1 protein-coding gene is annotated in these 19,145 nt (G+C 43.7%); it reads left to right on the forward strand.

Features of this window, described 5'->3' with window-relative positions:
• Positions 1–7 precede the first annotated feature (7 nt).
• Positions 8–19,141 (forward strand): non-ribosomal peptide synthase/polyketide synthase, encoded by a 19,134-nt coding sequence (locus tag R8G66_07725; protein MDW3192237.1) that lies wholly within the window; start codon positions 8–10, stop codon positions 19,139–19,141.
• The last annotated feature ends 4 nt before the right edge of the window (positions 19,142–19,145 follow it).

The raw sequence follows: 19,145 nt of genomic DNA on the forward strand, positions 1-19,145 counted from the left end.
CCGCTGAATGATAGAGCCTACTAGTCATATTACCCCGACAGCCCCAAGCGATGAGATTATTGAGCTATTCAAAACGATCAAGGAATGTAATCACCGTTTGTATCTAGACGACAATAACAACCTGAGACTTGCTGTATACGAAGGTAAGTTGACCGATGATCTTAGAGATAAGATTGCTAGCAATAAAAGTGAGTTGATCACTTTCTTGAAGTCAAGAAAATCCTTTTCGTCCATTCCGAAGGCTCAAAATAAAGAGGTTTATGTTGCCTCTTCTGCGCAAAAGCGATTGTATTTCCTTTACGAATTCGACAAAGCATCATTGGCATACAATATGCCTTATCTCCTTCGATTGAACGGGAACCTGGATCAAGTCCGGTTGGAAAGCGCGTTTCGTCAATTGCTGGACCGTCATGAAATATTAAGAACGTCTTTTATCAGAGTTGGTGATGAAGTAGCACAGAAGATAAGTGAAGGTCTTGATTTTACGATCTCAAGATTTAAGCAGAAAGAAGAAGAAATTCCGACTTTGATCAAACGATTTATTCGACCCTTTAATCTTGCGGAAGGTCCGTTGATCAGAGTAGGGTTGGTGGAGATGGACCCTAAGCAATATTTGTTAATGGTCGATATGCATCATATCATCATTGATGGAGCTGCTCAGGCCATATTCATGAAAGAGTTCATGAGTTTGTATGAGGGTGCTTCATTGACGTTGCCTTCTTTGCAATACAAAGACTACTCGGAATGGCAATTAAGTGACAGTCGTCAATCTCAATTAGAAGAGCACAAGGCTTTTTGGATGGACTTATTTGCTGATGAAGTGCAGATTCTGGAACTGCCTTATGATCGTGAACGTCCAAAACTGAAACAATATGCCGGGGCCATAAAAACATTCCAGTTAGATGTTGAGAAAACCAACCAGTTAAGGAGATTCAATCAGGAACACGGAGCTACGATGTTCATGACCTTTTTGGCGGCATTTAATGTCTTGCTAAGCAAGTTGAGTAATCAGGAAGATGTGGTAGTTGGGACACCTACAGCAGGTCGAAACCACATAGACCTGGAAGATATTCTAGGCACTTTTATCAATACCCTGGCCTTACGAAATAATCCACGTGGAGATCTTGGTTTTGACAAATTCCTTGAACAGCTGAAACAACGTGTGATCCAATGTTTCGATCACCAGGATTTTCAATATGAAGAACTGGTCGAATCACTAAGACTTGTGAGAGATACGGGAAGAAACCCCCTGTTTGATGTCATGTTTTCCTTTCAGGATCAGGCGAAAACTTCCTTTAGCCTGCCAGGGCTGGACATAAGCCCTTATGAAAATGGTCATCAGGTATCAAAATTTGATCTTTCTCTTTACGGTTCCGAATCTGACGGAGAGGTATCATTTAGTTTTGAATATTCCAGAGAACTCTTTGAAGAAAAGACAATTGAACGATTCATTGACTATTTCAATCGAATCCTGGACCAGATACTGGACCAGCCAACGGTAAAAATTGCCGAGATCGGTATGTTGTCTGATGCGGAGATACACGAACAACTGTTTTCATTTAACGATACAGAAACGGCATTTTCTCTCGACGAAACAGTCATTGATATTTTCGAGCGACAGGCGGCAAGTACGCCTGATAGCATCGCGCTGATCAATGGGAATGAGCAGCTGACTTATGCCATGTTTGCTGATCGAATCAATGCAATGGCAGCTTCATTGGTAGAAAATGGAGTCAAAGAAGGAGCAGTAGTTGCTATTTTGAGTAACCGCAGCTTTGACATGGTTGCTTCTTTGTATGCATGCCTCAAATGTGGTTGTACGTTTTTACCCATAGAGCCATCTACCTTACCAGCAAGGATAAACTTCATTCTGGATGATAGCCAGGCATCGATGATACTGGTAGCTTCAGACAGGGCTGGGACTCTTGAGGTAGACATTCCTCTGTTAATCCTGGAAGAACTGGCCTCAAACCCGGATTATCCATCAAAAACTGTTGAAAATAGAAGCAGACCTGAATCGCCGGCTTATTTGTTGTATACTTCGGGCAGTACCGGATTACCGAAAGGTGTACGTGTAAGTCACAAGCCGCTGACAAATTTGTTGCTCAGCTTACATAAACGCTATCCTTTCGGCAATCAAGACCGCTACTTGCTCAAGACGAGCTATACATTTGATGTATCACTGACTGAATTGTTTGGTTGGTTCCAGCGAGGGGGAGCACTGGCATTATTGCCAGTTGGTGATGAGTCTGACATGGATAAGATCGTGGATGCCATAGGCGAATATGGGATCACACATATCAATTTATCGGCATCTGTCATTTCTGTTTTTACGGATCGTCTATTGGATCGAGGTTTAGCTGATGTAGCAACGGTTCGCTATGTATTTTCTGTAGGGGAAGCGATTCTCGCATCGCAAGCCCGACACTTTGCTTCCTTGGAGTCTCATATCAAATTAGAAAATCTTTACGGACCTACCGAGGCAACAATTTTTAGCAGCAGCTATTCCTTGTCATCATTAGGTGATCACGCGTTAGTTCCTATTGGTCGGCCATTAGAGAATATTCGTTATCTGATTCTCGATAAGTATAACAATATACAACCTAAAGGTGTCATTGGGGAGCTATGTATTGGGGGTATCGGTCTGGCTGATGGATATGTCAAAAGAGAAGAGTTGACAGATGAAAAATTCATTGACAATCCATATTTTGACGGTGAAAGGTTATATAAAACAGGAGACCGGGCACATTGGCTACCTAATGGAGAAGTAGCCTATTTGGGAAGGCAGGACGATCAGGTTAAAATAAGAGGTTTTCGGATAGAACTGGGAGAAATTGAAAGCGGATTACTGGAGCATGATCAGATTCAGGAAGCGGCTGTTCTATTAAAAAACCGAGGACAAGAGAAACTACTTGTTGGTTATTTTACGGCTAACAAAGGTTTAGCCTCTGCTGACGTTCGAAGTTACCTGGCGGAGCGCCTTCCGGAGTATATGGTGCCGTCTAACTATGTACAATTAGAAAAGTTTCCGGTTACCAATAGTGGAAAACTCAACAGGAAGGCACTTCCGGAACCAGACTATGGTACGAGTGGGATTTATGTTGCCCCCTATACCGAGATCGAAGAAAAACTGGTCAGTATCTGGAGTGAGGTTTTAGCGCTCGACAAGGAATTGATCAGTGTTGAAGAAAGTTTCTTTGAATTAGGAGGTCACTCGCTAAAGGCCATGGCGTTGACCAATAAGATTTCTCAGGTCTTCGCGGTGAGACTTCCTGTAAAGGTTGTGTTCGTCTATCAAGATGTTAGAAGTCAGGCTTCTCATCTAACAGAATTGTCGGGCAATGAGGAACAAAGTATCTCTGCGGCCCCGTCAAAACCCTACTATAAGACCTCTTCCGCGCAGCAACGCCAGTATTTTCTTCATGCGTTTGACAAAGAATCACTGGCCTACAATCTGCCCCAGATTGTTAAGGTAGCAGGCAAGTTAGATTCTGATAGGCTTGAAGAAACTTTCAAAGCCCTTGTTCAACGCCATGAGGTGCTTCGAACGGCTTTCGAAGTAATTGATGAGGAAGTAGTGCAGCGACCTGTCGATGATTACCATTTCCAAATTGAAAAACACAAGTCCGATCATGAAGGAGCAAAAAAGATCATCACTGACTTCATACGCCCATTTGACCTTAGCAACCCACTTTTATTACGGGTCGGATTGATTCAAATGTCTGCCGAGGAACACATTTTGATGGTTGATATGCACCATATCATCACCGATGGTATTTCTCAAGGTTTGGTAATCCGGGAGTTCATGCGTCTCTACGACGGAGACCAATTAAACGAATTGTCGATTCAATACAAGGATTATTCGGAATGGCAGCAAAGTGATGCCCAAAAGGAGCAGCTTTCCACTCAGCGGGAATTCTGGCTCAATGAGTTTCAGGAAGAGACTGAATTGCTGGAGTTACCGACAGATTTTGTCAGACCCAAGCTTCAGGATACTTCAGGCGCAACATTGCGTATTCCATTGACTGCCGATGAGACATCCGGCCTGCAGGCGTTGAGTGAAGAGCAAGGTACAACGATGTTCATTACCATGTTGTCGTTGTTGAATGTACTGCTGAATAAGTTGAGTAATCAGCAAGACATCATCGTCGGTACACCAACAGCTGGCCGGAATCATGCGGATTTAGAAGAAATGCTGGGGATGTTCGTGAATACGTTGGTCCTTCGAAATCAGGTGGATGGAGATCTGAAATATCTGGATTTCTTATCCAATGTGAAGGAGAAAGTATTGACTTGTTTTGAGCATCAGGATTACCAATATGAAGAGTTAGTTGAAGCATTAAGCTTGCCGCGAGACACGGGTCACAATCCATTGTTTGATGTGATGTTCTCGTACCAGAACTTTGAACGAGAATCACTTTCAATCCCAGAGATATCACTGCAGCCGTATCACCACGGTCATAATCTCGCCAAGTTTGACCTGACATTTACGGTCACAGAGTCCGATGACCATTTTTTACTGGATATAGGATACGCTACTTCCTTATTCAAGGAAGAGACCATCAGCAGTTTCGTCACTTACTTCAAAAGGATTATCAATGCAGTAACTGGGAATTCCCTGATATCGATCGCTGATATCGATATCCTCTCTCCGTCGGACAAGGAAGAGTTACTGTACGCATTCAATGCAACAAAGGTGGACTATCCTAAAGGCCAGTCAATTGTTAATTTGTTTGAGAAACAGGTAGCTACCTCGGGAGGTAGTGTGGCATTGATATCAGGAGGTGATCAGATCACATACAGCCAACTGAATGCTCGAGCCAATCAAATAGCAAGGGTGCTTCGGGAGAAAGGTTTGTCATCGGAAGAGTTGGTGGGCCTGTATGCCGACCGAACCATCGCCGCGATAACTGGTATCCTGGGAATCTTGAAAGCAGGGGGAGCCTATCTGCCGCTGGACATGGACTATCCGGAAGAACGATTGGGATACATGCTCAGTGATAGCAAATCAAGGATCGTTCTGAGTCAGGGTGACTTTCCCGAAACATTAGAAAAAGGGCGTCAGGTGTTGAACCTGGAAGAGATAGGAAAAGATCTCGCTACGGACAACTTAAACGTGGGCAGAACATCGGATCAACTGGCCTATGTCATGTACACTTCTGGTACAACAGGGAATCCGAAAGGGGTGATGGTCATTGAAAAGAACATATCACGGTTGTTATATGGCCAGGAATATGTAGCGCTATCATCCTCCACGATGATTTTGGGCACGGGTAAGCTGGTTTTTGATGCGAGTACATTCGAAATATGGGGATCCTTGTTGCATGGGGGAAAACTTGTACTTGCCTCTGATGAGCACTTACTTGACGTAACGCAGTTCACAACGTTGTTGTTCACTCATTCCGTCAATACGATGTGGCTGACCAGTTCCCTTTTCAACCAATGTGTGAATGAAGATGCAGGGATTTTTTCGGGAATGGAACAATTGATCGTAGGCGGTGAAGCGTTGAGCCCTCATCACATCAATCTAACCAGGGAATTACATCCTCAGCTTCAGTTGATCAATGGATATGGACCTACTGAAGGGACTACCTTTTCGATTTGTCACAAGATAACGGAGGATTACGAGTCGAATATTCCTTTGGGAGTACCGATCAATAACACCCGAATTTACATTCTAGACAAGTATCAAAAATTACAGCCGAAAGGGGTGGTGGGTGAATTGTGCATTGGAGGAGACGGATTGACAAGGGGATACCTGAATAATCCGGAACTCACGAACGTGAAATTTGTCGATGACCCATTTGAGGCAGGACAGAAAATTTATAAAACCGGTGACCTGGCAAAGTGGCTTCCCGACGGAACAATTGAATTTCTAGGTCGAGTCGATGATCAGATCAAGCTCAGGGGTTTCAGGATAGAATTGCCGGAGATTGAAAATTGCCTGCTTTTGCTGGAGGTGATCAGTTCGGCCGTGGTATTAGTGATCGAGCAAGAAGGCGAAAAGGTGTTGGTTGCCTACTATGTATCGGAAGATGAACTAAAGCCTTCAGAATTGCGAGACCATCTTTCCGGGCGATTGCCGGGATACATGGTTCCGGCACATTTTATCCACCTTGGCCAGCTTCCAATTACTAAAAATGGAAAACTGGATCGAAGGGCGCTTCCCGCTGTTACAATCGCTTCAGAATCAGCATATGTAGCCCCATCCTCCGATATTCAGGAAGAACTGGTCAGGTTGTGGAGTGAGGTGCTGAAGTTGGAGAATGATCAAATCAGTGTCACTTCAAACTTCTTTGAATTAGGTGGGCATTCGCTGAAGGTGATGGTCCTGGCAAACAAGATTTCTAAGGAATTCGATATCAAATTACCGGTAAAGGAAGTTTTTGCTCATCAGGATATCCTAAGCATGGGCGACTACATATCCAAATTGGAGAAAAGTGAACATAAGCCCATCCCCAAGTCTATCATCAAAGAATACTATGCTGCGACGGCAGCTCAAAGAAGGTTGTTCTTTCTGTATGAATTCGATAGGAAATCGCTCGCCTATAACCTGCCTCAGGTCATTCGATTGAAGGGTGCACTGGAAATCGACAGATTACAAAATGCTTTTGAAAGCTTACTCCAACGTCATGAAATATTAAGGACTTCCTTCGAACTATCTGGCAATGAACTTATTCAGAATATCAGCCAGGAAGTTCCATTTGAGATCATGCACTTCTCTGGGAATGAAAGTGATATTTCTGGAATTATTAATGAGTTTGTAAGACCTTTTGACCTGCAAAATGCACCCCTGTTTCGTGTTGGGTTGATCCGTATTGCTAAAGACCATCATTTATTGATAGTAGATATGCATCACATCATCAGCGATGGGGTGTCACATGTCGTTCTCTCTGAGGAGTTCATGCAAGTCTATCATGGGGAATCATTACCAGATCAGATTTTACAATACAGAGATTATGCGGAATGGATCAATAGCACGGATAGCCAGGAAAAATTGGCTGAGCAGAAGGAGTATTGGTTAGAAGAATTTGCCTCGCAACCTGATGTCCTTGGATTACCTTATGATTATGAAAGGCCACAGGAAAAGGACTTCTCAGGTAGTAAGTTAAGTTTTGAGCTAGATGATCAGCAAACAGCCAGGTTAAAGGAGTTAAGTGGTGAACAGGGCACGACCATGTTCACAACGATCCTGGCCATTTTCAATGTGATGTTAAGTAAGATCAGCAATCAACGAGATATTGTTGTTGGTGTTCCCACTGCTGGACGAAATCACGTTGACCTGGAGCGAATGCTGGGAATGTTTGTGAATACATTGGTCTTAAGAAATCATCCTGCGGGAGATATGTCTTTCGGTTCGTTCCTTTCCAAGGTGAAAGACAAAACGATAAGCAGCTTTGCCCATCATGATTACCAGTATGAAGATCTTATTGAAGCATTGGGGGTAGAGAGAGACAAGAGTCGAAATCCACTTTTTGATGTGATGTTCTCCTATCAAAACTTCGATACGGAAACCCTGGCTTTCGACGGCTTGGAAATGGAATCCTATCCATTTGGTCATGAGGTGTCACAGTTTGACCTGACGCTCACGGCCATTGAGCAACCCAGTGGTATGCAATTGACTTTTGAATATTCGACTGAACTATTCAAATCAGTGACCATTCAAAAATTCACTGATTACTTCATTCAAGTTGTCAATGCAGTGATCGCAAACACAGAGGTCTTGCTTTCAGATATTGACATACTTTCGACAGAAGAACGTCAATTACAGCTCCAGGTATTCAATGATACAAGCAGGAACTATGATGCGAACAAGACGCTCACGGAAGTTTTTGAAAACCGTGTAAAACAAGGGCCTGACCAAACTGCCCTCGTATTCAACGATCGATTACTGAGCTATTCAGAATTACAGGATCAGGTAAACCTGCAGTTTGCTCGTCTACTTGAGGCTGGTGTCAAACCTGGTCATGTCGTAGGGTTGATGATCAATCGATCTCACGAGCTAATTGTTGGGATGTTGGCTATCCTCAAGGTTGGTGCCGCTTACTTACCAATCGATCCTAAATTACCTGAGCATCGCATCAAGTTGATGCTTGAAGACACCAATGCGAGCTTGCTACTAACTGAAAGTGAATGGCTTGATCAATATGCCCAACAGCTTAAAGTAATGGATATTCATGATCCTGTTACGGAGCCCAGGCTTTCAGATCACCAGACGAATCATGATGCTTCGCAATTGGCGTATGTGCTCTACACTTCGGGCTCTACTGGCAAACCCAAAGGGGTGATGGTAGAACATCGGTCGGTGATCAACCTGATCATTTCACTTCAAGAAAAGTATACTTTTGACAATGGTGAAAAGGTGCTTTTGTTTTCGAACGTGAGTTTTGACACGTCGGTAGAACAGATTTGGCTCGCCTTGCTTACTGGCGGTGCACTGGTCATCGCGGATGAGACCACACTCTTAAACGGAAATCTGCTCAATGACTATATTCAGCAACATCAGGTGAGCCATCTGGATATTACTCCGTCTTTTCTGGCTAATGTCACGATAGCGCCTACACCATATTTGAAAAGGATCGTGGTGGGTGGTGAAAAATGCCCGGTCCATATCGCTAGTAAGTATTCAAAAGATTTTGACGTATATAATTCTTATGGCCCGACCGAAGCTACTGTAACTACACATGTCTATCAGTTTGATCCATCCATAGCATCGCTGACGCACTTGCCATTGGGGCAAACCATCGCAAATTCAAGAACATATATATTGAATGAAGATGGTGCACTCCAACCAACTGGAGTAATAGGAGAGATATACATCGGAGGTGCATGTCTTAGCCGAGGTTACTTGAATAATCCTGAATTAACTGCCAAAAAGTTTGTGGAAGATCCTTTTTTGAAGGGAGAAACACTATACAAAACCGGAGACCTGGGTAGATGGCTGGAGGATGGTTCCATCGAGTTTAAGGACCGTTCGGATGACCAACTGAAAGTACGTGGGTTCCGTGTAGAAGCAGGGGAAATTGAGAACCATCTGATCAGTCATTCATCGATTGAAGAGGTAGTTATATTGCTCAAGCCATTGGGCCGGGAAAATGTGCTGGTGGCCTATTATTTAGCTCAGGCAGAAGTGGCTGATAAGGAACTCCGGGAGCACCTTTCCCAGCGCTTGCCAGGATACATGATTCCAACAAGTTTTATCTTTTTGGAAGCCTTTCCGGTGAACATCAATGGCAAGTTGGATAAAGAGGCTTTGCCTGACCCGGAAATTAAGGTTGACGAATCTAAAACTGAAGCTGCCTCTGAAACGGAAGAACAACTGATCTCCATTTGGAGTGAAATACTAGATATTAAGAAGGATGCTATTGGGACGGATGCCAATTTCTTTGATCTGGGCGGAAACTCTCTGACTGGAATGGTTTTGGTAACTCAGTTAACCAAGCAATTTGATGTGGTTGTGCCGGTGAAGGATCTTTTCACTTATCAAACCATAAAAAGTTTATCGACTCATATCTCCAGCCTCGCGAAAAGCGATTATGTAGCGATTCCGAAGGCGCCGGAAAAAGAGTTTTATGCCACTTCGTCAGCCCAACAAAGACTTTACTTCTTATATAATTTCGATAGCAATTCCCTGGCCTATAATATGCCTCAGGTGGTTAGGATGGAAGGTCAGTTGGATCGTTCGAAACTCGAACAAGCTTTCCGAAGATTGATTGAACGTCATGAAATCTTGCGGACTTCCATTCATATGATCGATGATCAGGTCGTTCAAAAGGTAAATGAAGATTTCGATTTTCATATTTCCTATTTTCAGTCAACAGAAGAAAAGGCACCTTCTGTTCTGGAAAAATTCATTCAGGCATTTGACTTAAGCAAAGCCCCGTTGATCAGAGTGGCAGTAACAGAAATAGGTCCTCAGGATCATATTCTGCTCGTGGATATGCATCATATCATCAATGATGGTACTTCTCACGAACTACTGATCAAAGAGTTCATGAGCCTGTACAAAGAAGAGGAATTAGCCCAACCTACGCTTCATTACAAAGATTATTCAGAGTGGCAACGAAGCTATGGCCACCAGAACCGGTTAGCAAAAGCAAAAGCGTTCTGGATGGATTTATTTAGCGAGGAAATAAGTGCCCTCAACATGCCTTCGGACTATGCGCGACCCAAAGTGAAAGGAACCGCAGGGGCTATATATGACTTTGCTCTGGGAGAAAAGGAGGTCAGGGCTTTAAGAACCATCAGCGAACAGGAAGGTGTAACGATGTTCATGATGTTGCTTTCTGTATACAATGTTTTTTTGAGCAAACTCAGTAATCAGGAAGACGTGGTGGTGGGTACACCAACATCTGGTCGTAGCCATGCAGATCTTGAGGGGATGATCGGAATGTTCATTAATACCCTTGCGTTACGCAACCATCCTAAAAACGACCTGACCTTTCTCGAGTTCCTTCGATCGGTGAAAGAAAACACATTGGAAAGTTTCGATCACCAGGAATACCAGTATGAGGACATGGTAGAGGCATTGAATGTCGTGCGGGATACCAGCCGTAACCCATTGTTCGATGTAATGTTCTCTTATCAGAATTTTGAGGTTTCAGTCATGGAAATGCCTGGCTTGATTTTAAAAGATTATGACCTGCGTCGAAAGGAAATCAAATTTGATCTGAACCTCATTGGAGCAGAGTCCGGGGAACAGGTACTCTTCCAAATGAAGTACTCCACGCAGTTATTCAAGGAGGAGACCATAAAGAGGTTCGCACGTCAGTACAAACAGGTGGTCACTGAGCTTGTCCGCAATCCGGACATGATGATCTCAGAAATATCCATCCTATTGGACGAAGATCGAATAGCGTTCGAGCAGGCATTCGAACAAGAAAGCGTAACATATCCCGAACATAACAATGTCATTGAGCGATTCCTTGCTCAGGTTGCGACAAATCCTGACTCGACTGCTTTGACAGCACTAGAAGGGCACTGGACTTACGGTGAACTGGAAGAAAGCGTAAGGAAATTATCTCATCATTTGCAGCATTACGGTGAGAAGCAGGACGAATTGTGTTTTGTGATGACCCAGTCGCCTGTATCGATGATTGTTTCGGCTCTTGGTGTTTTGCGGGTAGGAAAGATATTCGTTCCGATTTCGAATGACCTTCCTGAGGATCAGATTTCGGAACTGATGTCCATGTATACGCCCAGTTGGATCATAATCGACAAACAATCAACTGACCGGTTAACATCTCTGCAATCATCCATACAGGCCATATCTGCCAAAGTTTGCTTTTATGACCTAAAACCAGCTACTGAACAGGATTGGTTCCTGGCCGACTCCTTCGTTTCCGCGGACCTTGATATTGACTTGAGTTCCTATCAGGATCCGACTTTAGATCCGGAAAAACCTTGCTATGTTTACTTCACTTCCGGGTCGACGAATAAATCAAAAGCCATACTGGGGGCTTATAAAGGTCTGAATCATATCATTGATTGGGAAATCAATCATTTAGGCCTGGGAGCTGAAACGAGGGTCACTCAATTGATCACTCCAACTTTTGATGCCTTTTTCAGAGACTTATTTGCGCCATTATGTTCAGGAGGGGCTTTATTCATTCCTCCGCGAGCGGAAGGTATCTTGAAGGTAGATGAGTTGGCAACATGGCTGGACCAGCATAGGATCACTTTGATGCATTGCGGTCCGTCGCTACTACGAGAATTAATGTTCCAATCATCGGCACACCCACTGGAGCACCTCCGGTATGTTTTGATGTCCGGTGAAGCGATTTATGGAGAAGATGTGAAACGGTGGGCTGATACGTTTGGCACAAAAGCTCAATTGGTGAACCTGTATGGCCCTTCAGAGACAGCCATGATCAAGTTTGCCTATGAAATTGATTATCAAAACGATCAGGAGGGTGATGTATCCATTGGCCAGCCTATACCCGGAAGTTCTGCTGTGTTGCTGGACGACAGCCTCAATCCGGTAGCAACTGGAACCCCAGGAGAAATTTACATACGAACGCCCTTCCAGACATTGGGGTATTTCAAGGATCCGGAACTAACGAACACGAGTTTTATCCATCACCCGATGTGTGTTGGATCGGATGAGCTTTTGTACAGAACAGGTGACCTGGCGATAAAGGAAGCAGATGGCAACTATTCATTCTTAGGTCGTAAGGATAATCAGGTGAAGATTCAGGGTATTCGTGTTGAATTAGGATCGATAGAGACGCATATCATCAGTTACCCGTCCGTCGAAGAAGTGGCGGTATTTTATGATCAGGAGGCAAATATCCTGGGAGCATGTGTCAATGCCCCATCTAGCACCCAACCTGAGCAGATCAATCAGTATTTGTCTGGGATACTTCCCAACTACATGATACCAGTTCATTACCACCTGATGGAAGGGTTTCCTAAGAACAGTAATGGAAAGGCGGATCGCAAGGCATTGCGAAGGGAATGGGAGGTGGCCTTACAGAAGAGAAAGGCAGAAATCCGGACGCCTGAGACTCCTTTGGAGGCACAATTAGTCGAGATTTGGTCAGGAGTCCTTAAAGTTGAGATTGAAGCCATCGGAACAGAGTCCAACTTCTTTGAACTTGGAGGAAATTCACTGAAAGCCATGATATTAGTGGGTCAATTGTCCAGGGCCCTGGAGGTTGCCGTAACGGTGAAGGATCTGTTTACTTATCAAAATGTAAAGAGCCTTTCCACGCATATATCCAGCTTGACCAAAAGTGACTTTGTCGAGATCACACGGACATCAAATAAGCCTTATTATGCCACTTCATCGGCACAACAACGGTTGTACTTTCTGTACGAATTCGACAAAGACTCCCTGGCCTATAACATGCCTCAGACGGTGCGACTCGAAGGAGAACTTGATCATTCAAGATTGGAACAGGCTTTTCGCGGTTTAGTAGATCGTCATGAAGTCTTGCGAACTTCTTTTCATATGATTGATGGACAGGTCTTACAAAAGGTGCATGATGATGCTGTATTCGCAATTGAACGCTATGATTCAAGCGAAGATGAAATTCCAGCAGTTATTGAGGAGTTTGTTCGACCTTTTGATTTAGGACAAGCGCCGCTTTTAAGGGTAGGTCTGATTCGCGTATCCGATAAGGTTCATGTATTGGTGGTCGATATGCACCATATCATAAGTGATGGTACTTCTCAGGGAATCTTGATTGATGACTTCATGAGTATCTATTCAGGAAAGGTTTCTGACGCATTAAGGCTGCAATACAAAGATTATGCAGAATGGCAACACGACAGCAGTCGACAAGAGCGTCTGTTGATTTCGAAAGCGTACTGGATGGATGTCTTTGATCGTGAAGGAAGTGTACTTGATCTTCCTTCAGATTTCCCCCGTCCAAATACGAAAAGCAATGCAGGTGCATCCTTCGATTTCTTCTTAGATGAAAATGAAGTAGCATCGTTGAAATCTATTTGTGAACAGGAAGGGGTCACCATGTTCATGATGTTGCTTGCTGTTTTCAATGTTTTGTTGAGCAAATTGAGCAATGAAGAAGATGTCGTGATTGGTACGCCTACTTCAGGCCGGGATCACCCCGATCTTCAGGAAATGATCGGGATGTTTGTCAATACCCTGGCGTTACGGAATTATCCAAAGCCGGATCTTGGTTTTTCAGCATTCTTAAAGTCTGTGAAAGAGAGTACACTGCACAGCTTCGACCATCAGGCATACCAATACGAGGATCTGGTAGAAGCATTGAATGTGACACGTGATACCAGTCGAAATCCGTTGTTCGATGTGACGTTCGCTTACCAGAATTTCGAGCGCTCATTATTGGAGATTCCTGGTTTGGTTTTGAAAAGTCAAGGCCTTGATGGGAAGGAAGCCAAATTCGATTTAAGCTTAACGGGTGTGGAATCCGGGCAACAGGTATACTTCCAGTTAAAGTATTCTACGGATCTATTCAAAACCGCCACGATTGAGCGGTTCACCAGGCAATTCAGGCAAATTGTTTCTGACCTAATTGCGAATCCTGATGCTAAGCTCCGTGATTTATCGATTTTGCTGGAGGAAGACAAAAAAGACTTGCTGACCGTATTCGATAAAGGAAGCGTTGCTTATCCTGAACACGATAATGTCATTAAGCGATTCCTTGATCAGGTTTCGACAAATCCTGCCAAGCCTGCTTTGAAGGCACCAGACAAGCGTTGGTCTTACGGTGAACTGGAAGAAAGCACAAGGAAATTATCTCACCACTTACAACACCATGGAGTGGGGCAGGATGATTTGTGTTTTGTGATGACCCAGACACCAGTATCGATGATTGTGTCAGCGCTTGGTGTATTAAGAGCAGGAAAAATATTTGTGCCGATTTCGAATGACCTTCCTGAGGATCAGATATCGGAACTGATTGCTGCGTATGCGCCGAGTTGGATCATACTCGACGAAAAATCGGCTGACCGGTTAGCTTCTCTGCAATCATCCATACAGGCCATATCTGCCAAAGTCTGCTTTTATGATCTAAAACCAGAAACGAAACTGGACTGGACCCTGGCTGCCTCCTTTGTTTCCGAGAACCCTGATCTCGACTTGAGTTCCTATCAGGACCCGACTTTAGATCCGGAACAACCTTGTTACGTCTACTTCACTTCCGGTTCAACGAATAAGTCGAAAGCTATACTTGGGGCTTATAAAGGCCTCAATCACTTCATTGACTGGGAGATCAACTATTTAGGTCTGGAAGTAGAAGCGAAGGTCAGTCAGTTGATCACACCGACGTTTGATGCATTTTTCAGGGACTTATTTGTGCCATTATGTTCTGGTGGAACCTTATTCATTCCTCCGAGAACGGAAGGCATCTTGAAAATTGATGAGCTGGCAAGCTGGCTCGATCAGCATGAGATCAATTTGATGCATTGTGGTCCGTCGCTGCTTAGAGAGTTAATGACTCAATCTTCAGTTCGTCCATTGGAACACCTCCGACATGTGTTAATGTCTGGAGAAGCGATTTATGGAGAAGACGTGAAGCGGTGGTCCGACACGTTTGGAACAACAGCTCAGTTGGTGAACTTGTATGGTCCCTCAGAGACAACCATGGTCAAGTTTGCCTATGCAATTGATTATCAAAGTGATCAGAAAGGAGATATACCGATTGGCCAACCCATTCCTGGCTGTACTGCAGTATTGCTGGACAACAGTCTCAACGCGGTTGCACCGGGAACCACAGGAGAAGTTTGCATACGTACACCCTACCAGACATTGGGTTATTACAAAGATCCTGCGCTAACGAGCACTAGTTTTATCCATCATCCCTTGTGTATTGAACCGGATGAGCTTCTTTACCGAACAGGGGACCTTGCCATTAAAGAACCGAATGGTAACTATTCATTCGTTGGTCGTAGGGATAATCAAGTAAAGATCCAGGGTATTCGAGTTGAGTTGGGAGCGATAGAATCTCATATCATCAGTTATCCGTCCGTGGAGGAAGTTGTGGTCTTCTATGATCAGAAGACAAATATCCTGGGAGCATGCCTCAATGCCCGATCGAATACTCAACCTGAACAGATCAATCAGTATTTGTCGGGAATACTTCCTAACTACATGATCCCGGTGCATTACCACTTCATGGATGGGTTTCCTAAGAACAGTAATGGAAAGGCAGACCGTAGGGCATTGCGAAAGGAATGGGAAGAAGGATTGCAGAAAAGAAAGACGGAAATCCGGGCACCTGAGACACCTTTGGAAGCCCAGCTTGTCGAGATTTGGTCAGGTGTGCTGGATATAGCCGCCGCAGCTATTGGAACCGAGGCCAACTTCTTTGAGCTAGGAGGAAATTCCCTTAAAGCCATGATACTGGTCGGGCAATTGTCTAAAGAGCTGGAAGTACAGGTCAGGGTAAAAGACATTTTTACTTTTCAAAATATAAGAAGTCTCGGAGGTCATATTTCCGGGCTGTCGAAAGACGCTCATATGGCGATTGCTAAGGTGGAGAACAGGGACTATTACGCTACTTCATCTGCCCAGCAGCGGTTGTATTTCCTTTATGAGTTTGACCAAGACTCATTGGCGTACAACATGCCTCAGGTAGTTCGACTAACCGGGGAATTGGACAAAATAAGACTTGAACGGGCCTTTTTTGGTCTGATCGAACGATATGAGATTTTGCGCACTTCTATCCACCTGATCGATGATGAGGTTATGCAAAAAGTGCATGATGATTTTTCATTTAGCATTCAAGTTTACCATTCTACTGAGGCAGGTGTTTCGACCATACTTGATCAATTTGTTCGTCCATTTGATTTAGAAGTAGCCCCGCTCTTCAGAGTAGGTCTTATTGAAGTATCATCGACCAATCACATTCTGATTGTGGACATGCACCACATCATTTGCGATGGAACATCTCATGAGTTGCTGATCAGAGAATTCATGAGTTTGTACAATGGAGAAAGCCGTGACTTGCCTTCATTGCATTATAAGGATTTTTCAGAATGGCAACGAAGTACTGAACATCTGGAACGTATTTCCAGATCCAAAGACCATTGGTTAGAGGTGTTTCGCGAAGATGTTGTTGTGCTCGATCTTCCGACGGATCACGTAAGACCTGCTGTATGGGACGCTTCGGGTGATATTATGAGTTTCTCCCTGAATGAGTCCACTGAGTCAAAACTTGTCGCTTTGTGTGAGAAGGAAGGGGTTACGATGTTCATCATCCTTTTATCCGTTTTCAATGTGCTGCTAAATAAATTGAGCAATGAAGAAGACATTGTAGTCGGAACTCCAACGTCCGGAAGAAATCACGTGGATATTCAGGAGATGATCGGAATGTTTGTCAATACCTTGGCTTTGAGGAATTATCCGAAGGCTGAGCTGACTTTTTCCGAGTTCCTGCAAACGGTGAAGAGAGGTACTTTGGAAAGTTTCGACCATCAGGAATACCAGTACGAAGATCTGGTAGAAGCTTTGAATGTAGTTCGGGATACCAGTCGCAACCCCTTATTTGATGTGATGTTCTCGTATCAAAATTTTGACAGGGCTTCATTATCAATCCCTGATCTTTCTTTGGAAGCGTATCCAATTGATTATCAAATCGCCAAGTTTGATTTGACTTTATCTGTACTCGAATTGAAGGAAGGGCTGAGATTCGTTTTTGAGTATTCTACACAATTATTCGAACGAGGGTCCATCGAGCGATTCATACGATACTTCAATCAAATAATTGATAGCATCGTTGATAATCCGGATGTTGTCATTGGAGAGATTGATCCGCTTACAAGTGACGAAAAAGACGAACTGATCAATGGGTATAATCAAACAGAGTTGGCGTTTGATAAGGATATTTCAATCCAGCAACTTTTTGAGAGTCAGGTAGTGCTTCGGCCGGAAGCCACTGCACTTGTTTTTGAAGGAAAATACATCAGCTACCAGGAGTTAAACCGACGATCAAATCAAGTAGCAAACACTTTAAGAAGCCAGGGAATTGGACGAAACAATGTCGTAGGGCTCTTGATGGACAGAAGTGCTGACATGGTAGTCGCCCTGTTGGGCGTCATCAAATCCGGTGGAGCCTATTTGCCGATTGATGCATCCTTACCTTCAGATCGAATTGATTATTATTTGTCTAATGGTAACGTTGCGCTGGTATTGACCAATAGCAATCAGTCATCTAAATGTCAATTTAATGGCCTGGTGATCAATATGGCGGATGCTTCAATCATGGAACAGTCCGCCGAAAACCCTGAACGAATTAATACTCCAGAGGATCTTTTATATGTGATTTACACATCCGGATCTACTGGTAAGCCAAAAGGAGTGATGGTCAATCATGAGAATTACTTGAATGTTACCCAATCATGGTTTGATGCTTATGGATTAGATCGCCTGTCAGTCAACCTGCTGCAGATGGCTAGTTTTTCATTCGATGTTTTTTCCGGCGATGTGGCTCGCGCACTGCTTAGTGGTGGAAAAATGGTGGTATGTCCGGAGGATATTCGGTTGGAACCAGAAAACCTGTACGATATCCTGAGTCAGGAATCGATCAATATCCTTGAGTCCACACCTTCGCTTATTGTACCATTGATGAGCTACATCAGGGAAAATAACCTGAATATCGACTTTATGAAGTTGCTGATTCTGGGCTCGGATGTGTGCAGTGTCGCAGATTTCCAATGGTTGCTTGAAGATTTTGGAGATGTGATTCGCATTGTGAACTCCTATGGCGTCACAGAAGCTACCATTGATAGCAGTTTCTACGAAACTTCGCTATCAGCTTTACCATCATCGGGTAATGTACCGATCGGGAAACCATTGGGTAATGTGAAATACTATGTCCTCGACAAGCACTTGAAATTGTTACCCAGAGGTGTAACCGGTGAGCTCTATATCGGCGGTAAAGGTGTTAGTGCAGGTTATATAAGTCAAAAGGATTTGACCGATGAACGCTTTTTGGCAAATCCATTTTTGGAGGGTGATCGAATCTATAGGACCGGAGATCTGGTCCGATGGTTACCTGACGGAAATTTGACCTTTCTGGGGAGAGTAGATGATCAAGTTAAAATAAGAGGATACCGCATCGAACTTGGCGAAATAGCAAGTCAATTACTGAATCATGATGACATCACCGAAGCAGTAGTTCTTCCAAAAGGAACGCAAGGTGATCAATACCTTGTAGGTTATTACCTGTCAGAAAAGGAGATCTCATCCAAGACCATTAAAAGTTATTTAATGGAGCGGCTCCCTGATTACATGTTACCATCATTTTTTGAACAGGTCGATAGCTTCCAGCTAACTTCAAACGGTAAAATTGATAGAAAGAGCTTACCTGATCCAACGATCGGTGGAAGTGAGGATTACATGGCTCCGACGGACGAGGTAGAAGAAAAACTGGTACATATATGGAGCAAGGTACTTGACATGGACACGGAGGCGATTGGCGTAAATGACCACTTTTTTGAAATAGGAGGTAACTCCCTGAAAATCATCAAACTCAAGTCGATGATCGCAAGAGAATTTGCTTCTGATATATCAGTCGCACAATTGTTTACATACACCACAATTTCAGCCATTCGGAACTTTCTTAGAGAAGGAGAATTGGATGTTGAACAGTATGAAAAACAATCGGATGCAGAAGTTGATTTGTTTGAGAATTTAATCAGGAACTTAAACTAGAACA

The sequence above is a fragment of the Cytophagales bacterium genome, from assembly GCA_033344775.1.
GTDB lineage: Bacteria > Bacteroidota > Bacteroidia > Cytophagales > Cyclobacteriaceae > JAWPMT01.